Source organism: Staphylococcus sp. TE8 (genome assembly GCF_000692055.1).
In the GTDB taxonomy this organism is placed as follows: domain Bacteria; phylum Bacillota; class Bacilli; order Staphylococcales; family Staphylococcaceae; genus Staphylococcus; species Staphylococcus capitis.
On sequence record NZ_JMGB01000002.1, the window covers coordinates 635,118 to 653,816 of the forward strand.

Here is an 18,699-nt window from a genome sequence, read left to right on the forward strand (position 1 = left end):
ACTTAAATGTAATTTAATTTTAATTCTATTAACTGTGTTACAATTATGAAATGTTTTGGGAAACATATTTAGATTTATACTAAAGGGGTCAGAAAAATGAATATATTATTAGGAGTAGGAACATTAGTCGTAGTTTTAATCATTATGACATTGTTCTTAAAGTTTGCACCTTATGGTAAGGAAGGTCTACAAGCACTGTCAGGGGCTGCTTGTGCAACATTTCTACCACAGGCTTTCTTAAGTTACGCTATTGGAGGCATTTTCCATATTAAATTCCTACAGGAGATTGGTGACCTTGCAGGAAGTCTTGGCGGGATTGCAGTTGGTATCCTTGCATGTATTAATTTAGGTGTTTCACCTGTATTCTCAGTTATCGTAGGGTTAGTATTAAAGGACTTTAGCTTACTACCTGCATTTATCGCAGCATACCTCACAGCATTTGTGATTAAATTTATTGAAAAGAAAGTTCCAGAAGGCTTAGACTTAATCGTCGTTATATTTATAGCTCCAGCGCTCGTATACGGTTTAGCATCATTGATTAATCCTAGCGTAACTGCAGTATTAAATCAAATTGCGAAAGCTGTAAACTCAGTTGGTGATAGCAGTCCATATGCCTTAGCTATTATCTTAGGACTCATCATCCCAGTTACAAGTATGACACCATTAAGTTCAATGGTACTTGCAAGTATTTTAGGACTAACAGGTTTACCAATGGCAATTGGCGCAATTGTATGTACTGGCGCATCATTTGTTAACTTTACGTTATTTAATATCCTAAAAATTGGCGACAAACCAAATCGATTTGCAGTATTTATCGAACCATTGACACAAATTGATTTAATCGTAAAATACGCTCCCGTCTTATACGGAACGAATGCAATTATCGGTATGGTGAACGCTTGTATCATCGCATTCAGCGGATTAAAAATAGGTGTCACTGGTATGGCAACACCTATGGCAGGTGCAATTGTACTATTCGGATTCAATAGTCCAATTAAATCAATTATCACGATTGCTGCAGTTGCAGTAACTGGATTGATCTTAGCATCTATTATTGGCTCATTAATTAAAAAGTTCGACTTATTACACTTACATATCCCAATGCCATGGAATAAAGGTAAAAGTCAGTCGTAATATATAAGAAACATCTACCCGTTGTGAGATTTTAACGCAACCAAGGTAGATGTTTTTTATTTTATTATGCAAATTACATAGATATATAAGTAAACTATTTAAAATACTAAACTAAACATTTCAGGTCACTTCAATATTGAATAATTACTCTCATAATAAAAGCTCTAAGATCACTTCACTTTGAAATGTCTTAGAACTTTCTTCATTAAAGATTACAATCTAACTTTTCACACTAAACGTACTATCCACGTGTAAAGGTCTCGATGACTTGTTTAATTGCCTTATCCCAATAGGCATAATCATGATCACCTGAACTTTTCTCAAAGTGGTAGTTCACACCCTTTTCATTTAAATATCTAATAAAGTCTAAGTTATCTTGATATAATGCATCTTCAGTGCCACACATGATTAATAATTCAGGTAAGTCTACATTATTAGTAACAGCTTTATCAACTAAGTAATAAGGATCGAAAGGTGTACCTTTGATGTCCTCATTTTCACCAACAATGGCTTCTGGACAAAAGTCATAATACTCATACTCTCTAAGTAATGAAACATTGAATGCAGCAGATAACATTGCTGCTTTAGAGAATCGTTGGCTTTGTGTTAAAGCATATTTAGACGTACCGTAGCCTCCCATTGAATGACCAGCTATAAAATTATCTTCTCTCTTCTTAGATAATGGTAGAATTTGATGGACATAGTCATGCACTTCCAAAATATAGTCGTAATAACTATGGCCATAAACCATATTAGTATAGAAACTATGATCTGCATTAGGCATGATAATTGCAAGTTGATGATCATTTGCATATCGCTCAATACTTGTATATCTAATATAAGAGTTGGCGTCGCTTGATAGTCCATGTAGCACTAGCATAGATTTTAAAGGTTTGGCTTCTCGATTTGTATCAAAAAAGCTCTCATCTTCTGGAAGTATCACATTTAGAGAATGGTGTGCTCCAATCGTTTTAGATAAATAATTAAGTTGTAAAAGTGCCATAATCTTGTTCCTCCCGAAATATTAATTTGCAGGGTCCAACTTCTTCTCAAGCAAACGTAAAATTACATCAATAAGTACGACAATAATTACAATCGGAATTGCACCAGCAAGAATATATAATGTACCATCAGTTGCGTTTGTACCACGAATAACTATATCACCTAATGTAGGCGCACCAATAAATGAACCAATAGCCACTACACCAATAGCAACCACAAGTGCAATGCGTATACCACCTATGATTACAGACAATGATAATGGCAATTCTATCATTCGAAGTACCTGATTACGTGTCATTCCCATTCCTTTACCAGCATCTTTAATGTTCGCGTCTACACCATTTATGCCGGTATAAGTATTCTTGATAATAGGTAAAAGTGCGTATAAAAACACAGTAAATATAACTGTATTCATACCGAGTCCCATACTTAACATTAAGATGGCTAACATCGCGATTACTGGTACCGTTTGAATAATATTAGCAAGTGTCATTATTGGCGTTGATAATTTACCGAAACGTGCAATAAGTATTCCAAGTGGTATACCAACAATTGAAGCAAATATCACACCATAAACTGACATAAGTAAGTGATTAACAAATAATTCCCAAAGGTAGCCAAAGTTCGTTTGATAATAATGTCCCAACTGTTGAAGTAAATTACCTTTCATTATTTTGACCACCTTTCTTCTTTGAATTATCATCTTCAAAATAATTATGTTTCTTTAAGAATTTTTCAGCTACTGTAGCGGGCTCTTCACCTTTACCATCAGCTTGATAGTTTAATTTTTGCATTTGTTTAGTTGAAATTTTGCCTTCCATTTTCTTTAATATCGGTTTTAGTTCTGGGTGTTCTTTCAATAGTTGATCAGTTGCGAGTGGACTTGCATCGTATGGAGGGAAGAATTTTTTGTCGTCTTTTAATACCTTTAAGTCATAAGCTGCGATACGTCCATCTGTTGAGTACCCCACCGCAACGTCCAATTTTCCTGAATTCAATGCATCATAAACTAAACCAATTTGCATTGGTCTTACTGTACCAAAGTCGAAGCCATACTCCTTCTTGAATGCAGGGTAGCCATCTCCTTTTCTATCTTTCCAAGAGCTGTCCATACCTACACGTAGATCTTTGGCATGTTTTTTCAAATCTGAGACCGTGTTTAAATGGTATTTTTTAGCTGTCTCTTTTGTCACTATAAGAGAATACGAATTAGCAAACCCATATGAATTAAAGAACTTTTGATGATATTTCTCTTCAAAGCCTTTTTGTGTAGCTTTCATTGCTTTTTTAGGATCTTTAATTGGCTTTTCATTAAGTGCACCTGTTAAATCTGTACCGGTATAACGAGTACCTGACATATTTGCTTGACCACTTGCCACTGCATTATGTTGTATGACGCTAGATCCTAAATTATTAATTAAAGTAGGTTTGATTTTACCATGTGTGTCATGTTCAATAAGTAATCTCATCATATGTGAAATAATTTGTGATTCACTAGTACCTAAACTTGTAATTTTAACGTCGTCATCTGAATTACTATTTTTCAAACCGGGTAAATTACATCCAGATAACACGGTTAAACATAATACTAAAACTACTATATACTTTTTATACTTGTTCATAGTGTCCTCCTTCTCTAATTATCCGGTAATTCTTAAACCTTTAGGGACCAACCATTTCTCAATCATTGATAAACAGAAGTCTACGATAAGTGCCAATAATGTAACGAGAATTGTTGCAGTTATAATCATCGCTGGTTCAAATAAGTTTAAACCATTAAAAATAAAGTCACCTAGTCCTCCAGCACCAACATAACTTGCAAGTGTTGCCCAACTAATTACATATACTGAAGATAAACGAATACCACTCAATATCATTGGTAATGCAAGTGGTAATTGAACATCTTTCATTAGTTGAATACCTGTCATCCCCATACTACGTCCCGCTTCTTTAACATTACTATCGATATTTTGAACGCCAATAATCGTATTATTTAATATCGGTAGTAAAACATATAGAAATAAAGCTATAATTGCTGGTGTTTTACCGACACCAAATAAAGGAATCATAAGTGCCAAGATTGCTAAAGTTGGAATCGTTTGTAATATACCAGCAATTGTTAACGAAATTTTCGAGAGTTTATCAGTTTTAGACAGTAAAATACCTAAAGGAATAGCTATAATAATTGCTATTAACAAAGCAAATACTGAAATATAAAGATGCTCTAGCGTTTTCTCAAATAGTGCACTTGCATTGTCGGTTAAGTATTTAATCATCGTTCATCAACCCCTGATGTATGAGGTTCAATGATTCCATCATTCTCCTGGGAACTCACGTTACCGTCTTCTCCCCAAATGCTGTCATAGACAATATCAACAAGATTCGCTCTTGTTACTAAACCTACAAGTGTCTTATTGTCATCACTAACTACAGGAACATTTCTTACATTTCGTTTTAAAATTGTACGAACAGAATCTTGCAACTTACTATCAATTCGAACGCTATAAATATCTCTTTGCATTGTGTCTATTAATTCATTTTTCTTACGTAGACCTTGATTAATATCTTCAATATCTAAGTAACCCAATAGATGCTCATCATTACCTACAACAAATATCGTATCAACACGACGTTGTCTCATGATATTAACTGCCTCATCTAAAGAACGATCCACATGAACAGTAATTGGTTTAATCATGGCATCTTCGACTGTACGAATATTGGGTCTATCTTGAATAAGACGGTTCTGTCCTATGAAATCACGGACGAAATCATTCGCTGGCTGACGTAAGATGTTATCAGGTGTATCATATTGAATGACTTTACCTTCAGACATAATACAAATTTTGTCAGCAAGCTTAATCGCTTCATCCATATCATGTGTGACAAATATAAAGGTTTTACCTAACTGTTTCTGAAGTTTCTTTACTAAATCTTGTAATGTATCTCTTGTAATAGGATCAAGTGCTCCGAAAGGCTCATCCATCAAAATGATATACTGTTCGGCAGCAAGTGCTCTAACTACACCGATACGTTGTTGTTGTCCGCCTGATAATTCTGAAGGATAGCGATTTAAGTAATCTTCAGGTAAGTCTACTAAACGAATTAGTTCTTTCGCTTTTTGATCTTTTTTCTCTTGCGACCATTTTAATAATTTGGGTACCAATACAATATTGTCTTTGACAGTCATATGTGGCATGAGTCCAATTTGTTGAATGACATAACCAATACTGCGACGTAATTCCACTGCGTTCATCTGACGAATGTTCTTGCCATTGATAGTAATTTCACCATCTGTTGATTCAATCATGCGGTTAATCATTCTTAATGCCGTTGTCTTACCACTACCGCTTGTACCTATAAACGCAACGAAATCTCCTTCTTCAATATCGATATTCATGTTGTCTACAGCTCTTTTTTTACCTGCATAGACTTTTGATAAGTTTTTAATACTTAACATACGTCCATTCCTTTCTGTTTATTTTAATGATTTTGCTTAAAAATTAAGGACTTAATGTGGATGTTATACAAAGGTAACTAAGTAAAAACAAGGCACAGTAAGTCCTTAAATGTATCAAGTTCAACTTGTAATCTCACCGCACTAATCAAGTGCGTCGTGCTTAACACTAAGCATGCTATTTTCTTGTAATACCAATTTGATGACCTAATTGTTTAGGTCGAGTTGTCATCTCATCTTTCTTGTAATATGCCTCAATATTATGAGCTATTGAATCAGGGAATGGCGAAGGTCTTCCGTTTTCAGTATCTATCCCCATTAACATCACTTCATAAGTCGATGTAAGCGCTTGTTCAGAATTCAACATTTCCATAAATACATGGAGTCGTTTACTGTCATAATCGTAAAGGTGGACTTTAACACTAATATCTTCATCAAGTTTCATTTCTTTTAAAAAGGTCAAATGATTCTCTAAAGTGAAGACAGTATAATGCAACGTTTTAATGGTCTCTAGAGTTAAACCTAGATGTGCTAACCAATCATCTGTTGCATCACTTAATACGCGATTGTATTCTGCATCATTCATATGTCCATTATGATCCACCCATTCTTGAATCACTTTCGTGTCATATTGATACTGCTTCATTACGTTTAACGTACCTCCTGACTCGAATTTTTAAGTATATCTGAACCTTCAGGCCAATATTGTTCTGCCAACGCTTTGACTTTTATTAGGAATTCATTACGTTTTTGGTCTAATTCTGACATTGTATAACCTTGTGAAGATGCTTCACTTCCTGTAACTACCTTGTCGTATAAATCTTCTGTTAACTCAGGTGCAACAAGTTTCGTCCATGGCTTTTTGAGCGCCGGACCAAACTGTTTAAGCATATGACGCATACCACCTTCGCCTCCAGCTAAGTGGAAAGTCATAAATGGGCCATATTGTGCATAACGTAAACCGGCTGCGTGAGTGAAAGCTTTATCTACCTCTTCAGTTGTTGCTATACCGTCGTTAACAATGTGTAATGCTTCTCTCCATAATGCTTCCATTAGACGGTCGGCAATGTGACCTTCAATTTCATGGCGTACATGTAACACGTCCATTCCAATACCTTCATAGAATTGTTTAGCTTTTATAGTATTTTCCTCTGAAGTTTGTTTACCAGGTACAATTTCTACAAGTGGCAAGATATACACAGGATGGAATGGATGTGCAACGACTAAGCGCTCTGGGTGTGATAAATTTTTCTGTAATTCTGAAGGCATAATTCCTGAAGTACTTGAGCCAATTGTTGCATAAGGTGATGCATAAAAATCAATCTCTCTTAAAACTGTATCTTTAATTTCCTCAACTTCAGGTACATTTTCTTGTATGTGTTCAACTTCTTTAACAGCTTCTTTTAAATCTGTGGTAAATGTCAAATTCTCTAGAGATGCGTTGTCGGCAAGCCCCATTTGTTCAGCATATGGCCAATTCTGTTTCACTTGCGCCAACATTCTCTCATATGCGCCTTCACTTGGATCTGTAGCGATGACCTCATGTCCGTGGGCAAGCATTCGAGTAATCCAACCACCTCCTATAACACCTGTTCCTACAACTGCTACTTTCATGATTGGCCTCCTTTAGGAGTTCTGAGATTGAATTTTTCTCTAGCTTCTGCTGGTGTTAATGGTTCGATATCTAGTTCTTTTAAGATCTTTTTAGCTTCTTCGACAAGTGCTTCGTTTGTTGCTTTAACACCTTTAGAAATGTAAATATTATCCTCTAAGCCCACACGTATGTTTCCGCCACGTTGAGCAACTTCTCTCACTGTCGGTAATTGCATTTTCCCAATACCAAATGCTGACCAATGTGCATTATCAGGGATACGTGATTTTAAATAATCAATTGTTTCTGGATCATTTTCAGCGCCCCAAGGTATGCCTAAGCAGAATTGAAACATTGGATCGCCATCGATAAGGCCTTCCTCAATCATTTGTTTAGCGAAACTGACATGGCCTGTATCAAAACATTCTAGTTCAGGTTTAACCCCAGCATTTTTAACCATTTCAGCTTGTTTACGTAACCAAGATGCGGGGCTTAAATAAACAGAATCACCCATATTGACACTGCCACAATCTAATGTACACATCTCTGGTAATAAATCTCCAACGGGTTTATGACGTTCTTCTGGGGTTTGAATCCAAGTGCCTTCTCCACCTGTTTCTGGATGTTCTAGACTTGGAATAAAGTCACCCCCACCTCCAGAAGTAATATTGATAATAATATCTTCTTCTGCTTCTCTTATAAGTCTTACTGTTTCTGCGTAAAGTTCTGGATTATGGCTTACGCCTCCAGTTTCTGGATCTCTAACATGAATATGAGCAACTGTAGCTCCTGCTCTGGCACATTTAATTGCTGAATCAGCGAGTTCTTGTGGTGTAACTGGAACATTTTCATTTTTTTGAATTGTATCGCCAGCACCTGTGATGGCTGCTGTTAATAGAACTTTATTCATCTTTAACACCTCTATATTTTTAGTTTTAAGACAGTAGTTACTATACCAACCAGTCGGTTTAGTTTCAACAGCTCTATAAAAAAATAGAGCCGAGTAATGCGTCTAACACCACTCAGCTCTATGCTTATAGAAATTTTAAATTTTTTTATTTTTTTGAACTTGTTCTTTTAATCTTTGAATGACTTGTTCTCTCATTTTTTCATCTATTGCACTAATACCAAATATTTCTGACAACCATAAACCATCTACAGCTAGCCTAATGATTGTCGCATCCACTTCGTCTAAACCATCACTCTCAATATGATTTTGCCAATCTTGATAAGACTCACGTAAAGGTGATAATAATAGTTTATTAGAACCTTGGGCAGCAAGCATTCCTGATGTAATAGGCGCATTTTCCGTTCTATGTTCACGTGTCGCTTCTATAAATGCATTTAACCATTGTCCAGACTCATCAGAATCAGAATTAACATATTTATTAACTTTTTCTTGGTAAAGATTATTTGCATAATTCACAAGCTCTTGAATGAGTCCCTCTTTACTTTTGAAATGATAAAGTAAACCACCTTTACTAACACCAGCTTTTTTTGCTACAGCATCTAAAGTTAAATAGTCTGCACCTTGCTCATTAATAATACTGGCCGCGGATTCAAGAATGTATTGTTTTTTCGATACTCTAGCCATTACGCCTCATTCCTTTATTTTGAAAATTGTTATAATCAATGTTTTCATACACGTTTAACAATTAATATGACTAAGATAGTATGTTTCATTATAAATACTTTTACTCATAAAAGTCCAACTTTGAAAATTTAATTACCAAAATTCAGAGGTCTGCATGCTTTAGTACGATAAAAATTAATATTTAGAATTTATGAATTTTCAACTCACACTTCGGTGTTTCATCATACTCATTAACATTATGCATATGGCTAGCACTCCACGCACGGTAATTACAAATATTCTAGGACTAATAAGTTTGTTAATGGCAATTGGTACGATTGTATTATTCGGATTCAATACTCCTATTAAATCAATTATCACGATTGCTGCAGTTGCAGTAACTGGATTGATCTTAGCATCTATTATTGGCTCATTAATTAAAAATTCGACTTATTACACTTACATATTCCAATGCCATGGAAATAAAGGTAAAAGTCAATCGTAATATATAAGAAACATCTACCCGTTGTGAGATTTTAACGCAACCAAGGTAGATGTTTTTTAATAGGTAGACTTAATATAATGACTTTATTTATAGACCTAAAAAAGCGCAAACCTGAAATCCACCCATTTCAAATTTGCGCTTGATAATTATTCTTCGGTAAATTGTGATTTAATTTATCTTCTCATTACTTTAGAGAAAAGAATGTATCAAATTTAATATATTGTTGTTCTTTTCATATATTATTTCAAATTATTTCACTTCATCTTAGTTAAATGACATTACCTCTTTTCATGATACTCATCAACATCATGCACATGACTAATATTCCACAAATCACATACATCCAACTTAATCCAACTAAGTCCGATATGGGTCCCATTATACTTCCACCTAGTGAAACTCCTAAATCTGCACAGGCAATAAACAATCCAAGTAACATATTTCGTCCAGATTTAGGCAACACAAAGCTTAAATACGATGTAAGTGTTGGATAAACAAGTGCTTGTGTAACACCAATGAATATAGCGCTTAGGTAAAAGATAACTACATGTACATGAGGTCCTATTGCCACAATCAATGACGCAATGGCGAGTAACAACAGTACACTCACCATATATAATGGGTGCCAGCGTCCATCTGATGGTATATATTTACGTAAATACATCCGCGCTAGTACCACTGCTATGGCTTGAATCGTTAAAAATATTCCTGCATTTGCAAATTCGTATTGTATTGTATACAGTGGCACAAATGTACTTACTGCCCCAAAGACAATAGATACAATCATCATAATTAACCCACTATTAAAAAGTTCTTTATTTTTAAAGAAATGGGCAAATACTGTAAAAGCGTTAAATTGTAATGGTTCAATCTTATCACTTGTGTCGGGCTCTGATTCAACAAAGGTCACTCGGTAACCGAAGAATGTCGTCATCGCTGCAATCCCTATCATCACTATTGCAAAAATAGACATATGTCCATAATTCCATATACCAACAGCAATTAACGGTCCTATTAAATTAGGAATTGTTGAGAATAACGAATATAAGGATACTCCTTCTGAACGATGCTCTTCCGGTAGTGCATCGATAATACCAAGTTGTAAGGACATAGAGAAGAATGCTGTACATACACCTTGCATCACTCTTGCTATAAAGTATCCTTCTATCTCTGTGAAACCGTATAATATTAACGCACACGCATTAATTAATAAGATCATCCGCAATACTTTAATGGGACCTACACGCGCAATAATCTGTCCTGCCCATGGACGGAATACCATTGCTGTTAACATATAAGCCCCCATCACAATACCGATAACTGAATTAGAAGCACCCCAATGATGCCCGCGTAATGGAATAAATACATTTAATATTGCATTTGCACTGAAAAACATTAATGTCAGTATGTATAATCTTAGAAATGGCCAAGCCATGGCTCCTTTCATTGTCTCACTCCTTAGAATATCAATTGTTTATGAATCAATGCTGTCGTATAAGGATGACGACTTAAATGTAAATCGTGCGTCGCTATACATTCTTCGATTTGACCGCCCTTAAAAATGATTAACCGATCACACACATAAGTTGCTGCTTGAATATCATGTGTGATAAAGATATAACTCAAATGACGTGTACGTCTTAATCGTCTCAATAAGTCTAAAATCTGAGTTTGAATAGACATGTCTAATGAACTAATGGCCTCATCAAATAAAATATATTGAGGATTTATACTAATAGCACGTGCAATCGCCACACGTTGAGCTTCTCCACCAGATAACATATGCGGATATTTATCTAAGTATTCTGCTGATAGCCCTACTTCTTCTAATAGTCGAATCACTTCTACTTCTAACTCATCTTTTCGCTTATGGTGACAACGACACATCACTTCAAACATGATTTCTTGTACTTTTTGGAAAGGATGCAACGAAGACGTATAATTTTGAAATACTGCACTTATTTGATGTCGTCTTACTTTCTTTCGGAATATAGGCTGCTCATTTAGCGTAACTAGTCCTTTGTCCGGTTTTTCAATACCTAAAATCATCCGACTGAGGGTAGACTTACCGCTTCCACTTTCTCCAATAATACCAATACTCTCACCCACTGAGCATTCAAATGAGATACCTTTAATAATTAATTGGGAATCAGAACGAAATAAAGGTTTCTTACCATATGACTTCTCAACATTGGTTACTTTTAGCATGTATTTCACCTCTCATCACACGTTCAAAATGCTCATTTATTTTCTTTTTAGCGGATATCAAATATTGTGTATATGCATCCTTAGGTTGGTTCAGTATAGCGTCTGTAGCTCCTGATTCAATCACGCGCCCATCTTTCATCACTATGACTCGATCTGCAATATGATGAATCACTGATAAGTCATGTGAAATAAAAATCATTGCACAATTAAAGTGATGTTTAATATCTTGAAATGCTTTGAGCACATCGTATTGCGTAATCGTGTCTAAAGCTGTAGTTGGTTCATCTGCAATAATCAATTTAGGTTTTAACGCTAATGCTAAAATGATCATCAAACGCTGCAACATACCACCTGACAACATATGCGGATATGACGTTAAAATCTTTTCTGGCTCTTTCAGCTTCATAAATGTCATATATTCTACTAGTGTTTGTTTAATCTGCAATTGAGATAACATTGTATGTATACGCATCGTTTCAAACATTTGTTTACCAACTGGAGTGGAAGGGTCAAATGCACGTGTACCCTGTTGCATCACCATCGCAATATCCTTTCCTCGTTTATGACGTAAATCCCTTTTGGATAAGTGCATGAGGTTTTGATTTTCAAAATAAATATCACCTGTCACATGAAGACGTTCAGGGTTTAAACCTGTCAAAGCTTTACATGAAATGGATTTGCCACTACCGCTTTCCCCAATCATCCCTAATGTTTCACCATGAGCTACACTAAAGTGCACATCTTCTACCAATTTAATGTTCGTCCAACTATCTATGATTTGAAGATGTTCAACCGATAAAAGTGTCATGACGACATCACACCTTTCTTTAAAGCACGTTGTTTCTCTTTAGAAGTAATGCGCGGGTCGATTGCAACTTGTAACGCATCCGATAAGAAGTTAAATGCCATTACGATAATAACGATCACGATTCCTGTAGTGATCATCATTTCAGGGTGCGTGAACATCACTTTACGTGCCTCATTTAACATCATTCCCCACTCAGCAGTGGGCGCTTTGACACCTAACCCTAAAAATGAAAACCCCGACATCTGCAATATCATTGAACACATTGAACTACTTGAAATAATAGCGATATCCGCTAGCGTGAGTGGCAAAATATGTTTCCAAATGATCGTCATATGATTCATACCAATTGTTTTAGCAAACTTTACATGATCTGATTCAGTATATTGCATGACGCTTGTGCGAATGACTCGACAGAACCATGCCCACCGCGTAAGTATGAATGCTAAAATAATATTTTCTACACCCATACCACACAATGTAATTAATGCTAATGTCACCACATAACTTGGAAAAGCTAACATGACATCACATAACCGCATGATGATGCCATCTATATAACCTGGGAAATAACCAGAAATAAATCCTAATATTGCTCCTATCGCAACGGAAATAATTAAGGCAATGAAAACATATAATAAACTCGGTCTAATAGCATAAATTATTCGTGTAAGTACATCTCGTCCTAAATGATCAGTCCCTAACCAATGTGACCAACTTATACTTGCGAATTTATTCACCGTATCAATTTGATTAGGTTCATAAAATGTGACGATAGGTGCTAGTAAACCTAATGCCACATATACACAGATAATGGTCATTGCTATTACTGCACCTTTATCTTGCAATAATCTTTTAAGTATCATCATATTGCCTCCCTTAATTTGGGATTTAAGTATGCATTGATAATGTCTGCCAATGTGTTAAATATGATAAATAAAACAGCGACAATTAATACATACGCTTGTATAACTGGGAAGTCATGTTCGACAATCGCTTTAATACTTAATTGTCCAAGACCTGGCCAGGCAAAGACATTTTCAATAACAACAAGACCGCCCATAATCATTGGCACTGACATACAGAAGATGGACACTGCAACTTGTAAAGCATTACGTAAAACATGTGGCAATAACGTCAACGTATGCACGCCGCTTGCTCTTAAATACAACACGTAATCTTCGTTCAGTTGCTCAATCATTGCACGTCTCACATTTCTGAAATAAATACCTGCGTAAGTAATAGTGACGACAAGAACAGGTAAAATATAGCTTTCTGGACCTGTTAAACCTGAAGTTGGTAATACATTTAATTTTACAGATATATAAATAATTAACATCGACGCAATCCAATATGATGGTAGTGCTGTTAAGAAAAATGCGATTGAGCGAATAATGCGATCTGTCAGTTTCCCTTTAGTTAGAGCACTTATAACCCCTAGTAAAATAGATGTGATAATAACTGAAATACTTGAAATCAACGTTAATTTGAAAGTATTGAAGAAGGCAGGCCCAATGCGCTCTGAAACTGATTCTCTAGTAATGTAACTCGAACCAAACTTAAACTGTATAGCTTCAATAAGCCAATTCATATATTGAATCAATATGGGTTCATTGAATCCATACTTCTCTCTCGTCTCTGCAATTAACTGAGGTGTAATGTTTGGTGTGCCTTGAGCATGTAAAATCGTAACAGCTGGATCACCTTTAGTCAGGTATGTCATCATGAATGTCATAAAACTCACTACAATCAATAAAGGGAACATGAGTGCAATACGTTTTATTATAAATTTGACCATCGAGATGCTCCTTTACTTATATTGCATTTCGTTAAATGGTAATTCATATTGTGATTGTGTAAACGACACTTTGTCTAAGTCCTTAGGTGCTACCACAGTCATCCTGCCGTAAGATATCGGAATGAAGATACCTTCTTCATCTACTTGTTTTAAAATGTGTTGATATGCTTTAGAACGATCCTTTGAATTCTGTATTTTGAATGCCTCATCGATATCTTTATATAATTTTGATTTATTCTTAATGCCAGAGGTTGCACTTTCATATCCTGTTTTGGTTTTAAGTGCTGCAAGCGTACTTTGTGGATCATATAATAATCCCCAAGTTTGATTGAACATTAAATCATAATCTCCAGATGTACGTCTTTCAGCAACTTTATCTGACGTTTCTCCGTTAATATCTAATTTAACTCCTAATTTTTTAAATTCTGCTTGTAAGTATTCCGCTTGCTCCTTTTGATTAGAGGATCCTTTATCGTAATACATTGATAAGGTTAAAACTTTACCATTCTTTTGACGAAGGTTTTTGTTTTTGAACAATTTCCAACCAGCTTCATCTAATAGCGCTTCTGCTTTTTTAGTATTAAATTGACGTGTTGGCATGTTGAAGTTAATGTCCGTCACATTTTTCGCAAATAACTGAGTTGCCGGTTTTTCTTGACCATCTAGAATGTCTTTAGATATTTTATCTCGATTTACCATATATCCTAGTGCTTCCCTTACTGTCTTATCACTAACGGCGCTATCTTTATTACCTGAGTTCACCACAAGCATTTTCGTATTCATTGGCTGACTTCGTTTTATTTGGTATTGTCCTGTGTCCTTGAGTTGATTCAAACTATCTTTATCTAAGCTGTCAGTTCCTCTATCATCGGTAAACGCAAAGTTAGTTTCACCTTTTTTCATAGATAAGAATGCTGTTTCTCCAGCGGGTTTAACTTTCGCTTCGACTTTATCTAATTTAGCTTTTTCGCCCCAATATTGATTATTTTTATTAAATTCTGCTGACTCATCTTTGTGATGTTGACCCATTTTAAACGGACCTGTACCATCAAATGATTTCACGCCATCTTTTGTTGTGCCGTTTTTAAAGTCTTTAGGAGACACAAATACATATGGACGAGGCATAGCAAGCTCTGCTAAGGCTGGTTGATATGCTTCTTTTAAGTGAAGCTGCACTGTGTATTTATCTTTAACTTTCACATTGTCGATAAGTGTGGAAATTTTTAACCAAGAATGTAACTTTTTATTTTGTTGTACAGCATCGATATTTTTCTTTACTGCCTCAGCATCAAATTTTGTACCATCATGAAAAGTTACATCTTCTCTAAGATGAAAAGTGTATGTTTTACCATCCTCAGAAATATCCCATTTCTTTGCTAATAATGGTTTAATCCCCTCTTTCGTATGACGTACCAGAGGTTCATAAATCATACTTTCTGCTGACATTGAACCACCGTAGACATGAGGATTCATATCTCCGATGTCCTTAACAGTTGTATAAGATAATGTCTTTTGTTCTTTTTTCTTTTCTAATCCCTCACTACCACCGCAACCTGCTAATAACATCCCTGATGCAAGTAAAATCGTACTCATCTTTGTTAATCTATTCATTTTGTTTCCTCTTTCTATGTTGATAATAATTGTTGTGTGTTCTTTAAGTATTAATGTGTCGCATTATGTTCAGTTTTATTTTTTAAAAATTGTTTTACCAAAGCAATGTCCTCATCGTACTGATGTGAGTCAAATTGAGCTGATAGAGATTGTTTAGGGTGTTCTGCACGGTAGCCATCACAATAGCTACGATAACGTGCTAAAAATTGATCAATCATTGGTGTTTTAACGTTAAGCGCCCTCCCTACAGCTTGAATCATAGCTGTTCGATAGCTATCCTCACTTGGCATTCGCGGAATGTGTGTAACGCCTTCTTCATCAATATAAAGACGTTTATATGGTACTGCCGAGAAGTCAAAGTAATGTCCATTCGAATCTGGTTCAGAAAATGGATCGATTAAAATAGCAGTGTAACGAACATAGAGTAAATATTCTTGATGTATCGCTGGTAAGTCTTCAAATTGATTAATTTCTCGTTCACTTAGCGTTTCTGGTCTGACCGGATAATTCTCTTTGACCATAAATTTTAAAAGATTGACGGACGGCACTCTTAATTCGTTTAAAATTTTCATCATCTCTACCCACATTTGACGCATTTCTCGTATCAGTTTCATCGTGATAGGTCCTTCAGGAAATAACTTATAGACGTAAACAGGAACTGTTGTCCCTTTGAAAACTGCTTGTAATGAAAAGTCATTCATAAATAATGCAGGATGAACATAGAGCGAGCTGTTATGTACTTCAGCATGTAACGGTGTATCCATTACAGCGATTTGGATATTCAAATGATTAAATAGTACACATATACGATCTATAAATCTTGAATCGGTATGAGTCGATCCAACATATAACTTTGACTTCACACCTGATGTGAGCACCTGATGTGGTTGAGTAGTATCAACTACTCGTGTGTCTCCTAAATATGTTGAAAAGGACACTACTTCTACATCTAGATTTAACTCTGACAACAGTTGTTCTATTACCATATGAGAACCTAAAGTCGGAGATACTAGAACAATGTGTTGTAGACACTCAACTGTGGCCTTTGCAAGTCGATTTAATATTGAGCGATACGCATCAGCCGTGCACGCCATGATTAGAGTATTGTAAGTACTACTCACTTCCTGTATATCTTTATAAAATTGTCGCACTTTAAATTCACCTGAAAGTTGTTGATGTGCAGCATTTTGAGTGGTGACCTTAAAATAACCGTCACGTTGATACGCATTATAAACACGTTGGGAGCTGGCTGAAGTCTTAACACGACTTACCATATCAATAGTTTGATGCGCCATTTGGCTATATATTTGAGCAAGTTGAATGGCCACAGGTCCACTTCCAACTATTAAAGTATTAGACATGCATCGCACCTCCTTTATTAGAAGCTTTGCGGTACAATGCAATATCAAAGATGTGTTCAGGTCGTGAGAGCCGTTCGACACAACGCCATTTTGTTTCCTCTGTTTGCTGAGATGGATAATTGAATAGCGATTTAATACCATCTCCATAACGCATCGCTACAACCACGTTATCTTTTGTTATAGCGTGTAATTGATTTAGAATATCGTATTTAACAGGGATGGTAGAGCTGAAAATGATGTGCGTAATCGTCTGCATATCGTCTATTTCTTCAACAGTTTGATTGGTGATAACTATATCTTCGTTTGGAGCAAGCACCTGAACAATTCGTTGTCCTAAATCAACTGCTTGTGAATCGATATCAATGCCTATTACAGAAGCACCTGTTTCTTTAGCTACTTGAACAAGCGTCATAGGATAAGCACCTGACCCAATTAGTAATAATTTATCTTCTTTACCAAAATGAAATTGGCCGAATTCTTCATGAATACACTGTTCTACATTGTCAAAGTAACCAGATGTAGAGGATCGTCCATCTAGTAATCTTTTAGCACGTATTTCTTCAACACGTTTTACACACTGTGACGTTATATCTTGAAGCTGGTGAGTTAAACTTGCTTTTGCTTCATTGTTGCTCCAGTCTTCAAATTGATGTTTAGCAATGGGATTTAAAATAAATTGACTATAATGGTCAACTAGCGTTTCCAATGCCTGGATATAATGCTCATCTTCTAATACTTGGTAATATAGTGTTTCAAATTGCCTTAGATATTCTTGTAACTGTTTGTTTATACCGTGTTTTGGGTTCATAATTGTGTCTTTGTCTCCTGTTCTATATATGCTAGTCCTGTTGCGACAGTTGAAACTTGACCTTTGATTGATGTGATGTATCCCTTTTTATTACTGTATGTCGAAGAAACCACTATACTTCCCCCTGGTTGCTTCACTTTGAAATCTTTACATGGTTGATTCGTTTGATATTGTTGGAAAACACCAATTGAAGCAGCACCTGAGCCACAGCTATTTTCCCAAATTAAGCTTTACACTTCAGGTATATAAATAAGTGGCATTAAAAAGTGTTGTCGTGAATCAAATAGCATGATTCCAATAGTTTTAAATGTAGTATGCCATTGTTGTTCTCTGACAAATTGTTCGACTTGGTATTTGAAGTTCATTGTAGTCTCTTGCGTTTGAATAACATAGTGTATGTAAGTTTCATAAATTAATTCGAGCGCATCGTATGGTTGACCAGCGATAATTAATTGTCTTGGTACAATACTTTGCACTTGAGGCATCCCGACCTCATAATATTGCTGGTTATGAACGGTACATGACACGGTTTGAGAACAACCTGATATTTTTAATTGAAACTGCTCACTTTCAAGCAATTGATGTTCTTGTAAATAATGTATGTATGACATCGTTGCATTCCCACAAAATTCATTCCCACTCATTACTAAATGAAATTGATCCCCATTGGTATAATCACAAGATTCAATAAAACCAACTTGTTCACAACACACATGTGTCGTCTCCATTAATTGATTAGCGATTGATGCATATTCTTCAGGATGATGTTTAGAGTGAACAAGTATAGTCATATTTCCTGATGGATTATACTTAGAAAATTCAACTATCTGTCGATGCATATGATGC

Annotated in this window: 19 protein-coding genes and 1 pseudogene; 2 read left to right on the top strand and 18 right to left on the bottom strand. The window is 35.6% G+C overall.

Annotation, left to right across the window (positions count from 1 at the left end; all coding sequences use genetic code 11):
* Positions 1–96: 96 nt before the first annotated feature.
* Positions 97–1,134: a PTS sugar transporter subunit IIC gene (locus tag CM54_RS09305; protein WP_002454284.1), complete on the top strand. Its 1,038-nt coding sequence runs from the start codon at positions 97–99 to the stop codon at positions 1,132–1,134.
* 241 nt (positions 1,135–1,375) lie between these two features.
* Here CM54_RS09305 and CM54_RS09310 read toward each other — a convergent pair whose 3' ends face one another.
* The 9 genes from CM54_RS09310 to CM54_RS09350 form a co-directional block, all read right to left on the bottom strand.
* Positions 1,376–2,137: an alpha/beta hydrolase gene (locus tag CM54_RS09310; protein ID WP_023350903.1), complete on the bottom strand. Its 762-nt coding sequence runs from the start codon at positions 2,135–2,137 to the stop codon at positions 1,376–1,378.
* Positions 2,138–2,158: 21 nt separating this feature from the next.
* Entirely contained in the window at positions 2,159–2,806 is a 648-nt protein-coding gene (locus CM54_RS09315; protein WP_002454286.1) for an ABC transporter permease, read from the bottom strand.
* Positions 2,796–3,758, bottom strand: coding sequence for an osmoprotectant ABC transporter substrate-binding protein (locus CM54_RS09320; RefSeq protein ID WP_023350901.1), 963 nt, complete (start codon positions 3,756–3,758; stop codon positions 2,796–2,798). The genes CM54_RS09315 and CM54_RS09320 overlap by 11 nt, the downstream gene beginning before the upstream one ends.
* Positions 3,759–3,776: 18 nt before the next feature.
* The gene (locus tag CM54_RS09325) at positions 3,777–4,412 is read right to left on the bottom strand and encodes an ABC transporter permease (RefSeq protein WP_023350900.1); all 636 of its coding nucleotides are present in this window, start codon (positions 4,410–4,412) and stop codon (positions 3,777–3,779) included.
* Positions 4,409–5,596: a betaine/proline/choline family ABC transporter ATP-binding protein gene (locus tag CM54_RS09330; protein WP_037550727.1), complete on the bottom strand. Its 1,188-nt coding sequence runs from the start codon at positions 5,594–5,596 to the stop codon at positions 4,409–4,411. The genes CM54_RS09325 and CM54_RS09330 overlap by 4 nt, the downstream gene beginning before the upstream one ends.
* A gap of 175 nt (positions 5,597–5,771) precedes the next feature.
* Positions 5,772–6,239, bottom strand: a complete 468-nt coding sequence (locus CM54_RS09335; RefSeq protein ID WP_030056865.1) for a thioesterase family protein — start codon at positions 6,237–6,239, stop codon at positions 5,772–5,774.
* Positions 6,240–6,244: 5 nt separating this feature from the next.
* The gene (locus tag CM54_RS09340) at positions 6,245–7,207 is read right to left on the bottom strand and encodes a 3-hydroxyacyl-CoA dehydrogenase NAD-binding domain-containing protein (RefSeq protein WP_030056867.1); all 963 of its coding nucleotides are present in this window, start codon (positions 7,205–7,207) and stop codon (positions 6,245–6,247) included.
* Positions 7,204–8,094, bottom strand: coding sequence for a 3-keto-5-aminohexanoate cleavage protein (locus tag CM54_RS09345; protein ID WP_030056870.1), 891 nt, complete (start codon positions 8,092–8,094; stop codon positions 7,204–7,206). The genes CM54_RS09340 and CM54_RS09345 overlap by 4 nt, the downstream gene beginning before the upstream one ends.
* Before the next feature lie 135 nt (positions 8,095–8,229).
* Positions 8,230–8,778 (bottom strand): TetR/AcrR family transcriptional regulator, encoded by a 549-nt coding sequence (locus CM54_RS09350; RefSeq protein WP_002454293.1) that lies wholly within the window; start codon positions 8,776–8,778, stop codon positions 8,230–8,232.
* Positions 8,779–9,022: 244 nt separating this feature from the next.
* Between CM54_RS09350 and CM54_RS09355 the strand changes: the two genes are divergently transcribed.
* Positions 9,023–9,262 carry a hypothetical protein gene (locus CM54_RS09355; protein ID WP_227959558.1) on the top strand — a complete coding sequence of 80 codons (240 nt, stop codon included), beginning with the start codon at positions 9,023–9,025 and terminating at the stop codon, positions 9,260–9,262.
* 268 nt (positions 9,263–9,530) lie between these two features.
* Here the strand turns inward: CM54_RS09355 and cntE are convergent, their stop codons facing one another.
* The 9 genes and pseudogenes from cntE to cntK form a co-directional block, all read right to left on the bottom strand.
* On the bottom strand, positions 9,531–10,709 hold the full coding sequence (gene cntE / locus CM54_RS09360) for a staphylopine family metallophore export MFS transporter CntE (protein ID WP_030061422.1): 1,179 nt from the start codon (positions 10,707–10,709) through the stop codon (positions 9,531–9,533).
* Between the two features lie 11 nt (positions 10,710–10,720).
* Positions 10,721–11,470: an ABC transporter ATP-binding protein gene (locus CM54_RS09365; protein ID WP_037550735.1), complete on the bottom strand. Its 750-nt coding sequence runs from the start codon at positions 11,468–11,470 to the stop codon at positions 10,721–10,723.
* The gene (gene cntD, locus CM54_RS09370) at positions 11,448–12,278 is read right to left on the bottom strand and encodes a staphylopine uptake ABC transporter ATP-binding protein CntD (protein ID WP_030061418.1); all 831 of its coding nucleotides are present in this window, start codon (positions 12,276–12,278) and stop codon (positions 11,448–11,450) included. Before cntD ends, CM54_RS09365 begins: the two co-directional genes overlap by 23 nt.
* Positions 12,275–13,144: a staphylopine uptake ABC transporter permease subunit CntC gene (gene cntC / locus CM54_RS09375; RefSeq protein WP_037550738.1), complete on the bottom strand. Its 870-nt coding sequence runs from the start codon at positions 13,142–13,144 to the stop codon at positions 12,275–12,277. The genes cntD and cntC overlap by 4 nt, the downstream gene beginning before the upstream one ends.
* The gene (gene opp1B, locus CM54_RS09380) at positions 13,141–14,073 is read right to left on the bottom strand and encodes a nickel/cobalt ABC transporter permease (RefSeq protein ID WP_037550739.1); all 933 of its coding nucleotides are present in this window, start codon (positions 14,071–14,073) and stop codon (positions 13,141–13,143) included. Before opp1B ends, cntC begins: the two co-directional genes overlap by 4 nt.
* A gap of 12 nt (positions 14,074–14,085) precedes the next feature.
* Entirely contained in the window at positions 14,086–15,684 is a 1,599-nt protein-coding gene (cntA, locus tag CM54_RS09385; protein ID WP_030061411.1) for a staphylopine-dependent metal ABC transporter substrate-binding lipoprotein, read from the bottom strand.
* Between the two features lie 50 nt (positions 15,685–15,734).
* Entirely contained in the window at positions 15,735–17,045 is a 1,311-nt protein-coding gene (cntM, locus tag CM54_RS09390) for a staphylopine biosynthesis dehydrogenase (protein ID WP_037550740.1), read from the bottom strand.
* Entirely contained in the window at positions 17,038–17,853 is an 816-nt protein-coding gene (cntL, locus tag CM54_RS09395) for a staphylopine biosynthesis enzyme CntL (protein ID WP_030061407.1), read from the bottom strand. Before cntL ends, cntM begins: the two co-directional genes overlap by 8 nt.
* Positions 17,850–18,692 (bottom strand): annotated as a pseudogene (cntK, locus tag CM54_RS09400) (histidine racemase CntK). The gene cntL and the pseudogene cntK overlap by 4 nt, the downstream one beginning before the upstream one ends.
* Between the last annotated feature and the right edge of the window lie 7 nt (positions 18,693–18,699).

What these genes read in the sequence shown, in the direction of transcription:
- CM54_RS09305 (WP_002454284.1), top strand. Translation starts at nt 97, where the DNA reads ATGAATATATTATTAGGAGTAGGAACATTAGTCGTAGTTTTAATCATT.
- CM54_RS09310 (WP_023350903.1), bottom strand. Translation starts at nt 2,137, where the DNA reads ATGGCACTTTTACAACTTAATTATTTATCTAAAACGATTGGAGCACAC.
- CM54_RS09315 (WP_002454286.1), bottom strand. Translation starts at nt 2,806, where the DNA reads ATGAAAGGTAATTTACTTCAACAGTTGGGACATTATTATCAAACGAAC.
- CM54_RS09320 (WP_023350901.1), bottom strand. Translation starts at nt 3,758, where the DNA reads ATGAACAAGTATAAAAAGTATATAGTAGTTTTAGTATTATGTTTAACC.
- CM54_RS09325 (WP_023350900.1), bottom strand. Translation starts at nt 4,412, where the DNA reads ATGATTAAATACTTAACCGACAATGCAAGTGCACTATTTGAGAAAACG.
- CM54_RS09330 (WP_037550727.1), bottom strand. Translation starts at nt 5,596, where the DNA reads ATGTTAAGTATTAAAAACTTATCAAAAGTCTATGCAGGTAAAAAAAGA.
- CM54_RS09335 (WP_030056865.1), bottom strand. Translation starts at nt 6,239, where the DNA reads ATGAAGCAGTATCAATATGACACGAAAGTGATTCAAGAATGGGTGGAT.
- CM54_RS09340 (WP_030056867.1), bottom strand. Translation starts at nt 7,207, where the DNA reads ATGAAAGTAGCAGTTGTAGGAACAGGTGTTATAGGAGGTGGTTGGATT.
- CM54_RS09345 (WP_030056870.1), bottom strand. Translation starts at nt 8,094, where the DNA reads ATGAATAAAGTTCTATTAACAGCAGCCATCACAGGTGCTGGCGATACA.
- CM54_RS09350 (WP_002454293.1), bottom strand. Translation starts at nt 8,778, where the DNA reads ATGGCTAGAGTATCGAAAAAACAATACATTCTTGAATCCGCGGCCAGT.
- CM54_RS09355 (WP_227959558.1), top strand. Translation starts at nt 9,023, where the DNA reads ATGGCTAGCACTCCACGCACGGTAATTACAAATATTCTAGGACTAATA.
- cntE (WP_030061422.1), bottom strand. Translation starts at nt 10,709, where the DNA reads ATGAAAGGAGCCATGGCTTGGCCATTTCTAAGATTATACATACTGACA.
- CM54_RS09365 (WP_037550735.1), bottom strand. Translation starts at nt 11,470, where the DNA reads ATGCTAAAAGTAACCAATGTTGAGAAGTCATATGGTAAGAAACCTTTA.
- cntD (WP_030061418.1), bottom strand. Translation starts at nt 12,278, where the DNA reads ATGACACTTTTATCGGTTGAACATCTTCAAATCATAGATAGTTGGACG.
- cntC (WP_037550738.1), bottom strand. Translation starts at nt 13,144, where the DNA reads ATGATGATACTTAAAAGATTATTGCAAGATAAAGGTGCAGTAATAGCA.
- opp1B (WP_037550739.1), bottom strand. Translation starts at nt 14,073, where the DNA reads ATGGTCAAATTTATAATAAAACGTATTGCACTCATGTTCCCTTTATTG.
- cntA (WP_030061411.1), bottom strand. Translation starts at nt 15,684, where the DNA reads ATGAATAGATTAACAAAGATGAGTACGATTTTACTTGCATCAGGGATG.
- cntM (WP_037550740.1), bottom strand. Translation starts at nt 17,045, where the DNA reads ATGTCTAATACTTTAATAGTTGGAAGTGGACCTGTGGCCATTCAACTT.
- cntL (WP_030061407.1), bottom strand. Translation starts at nt 17,853, where the DNA reads ATGAACCCAAAACACGGTATAAACAAACAGTTACAAGAATATCTAAGG.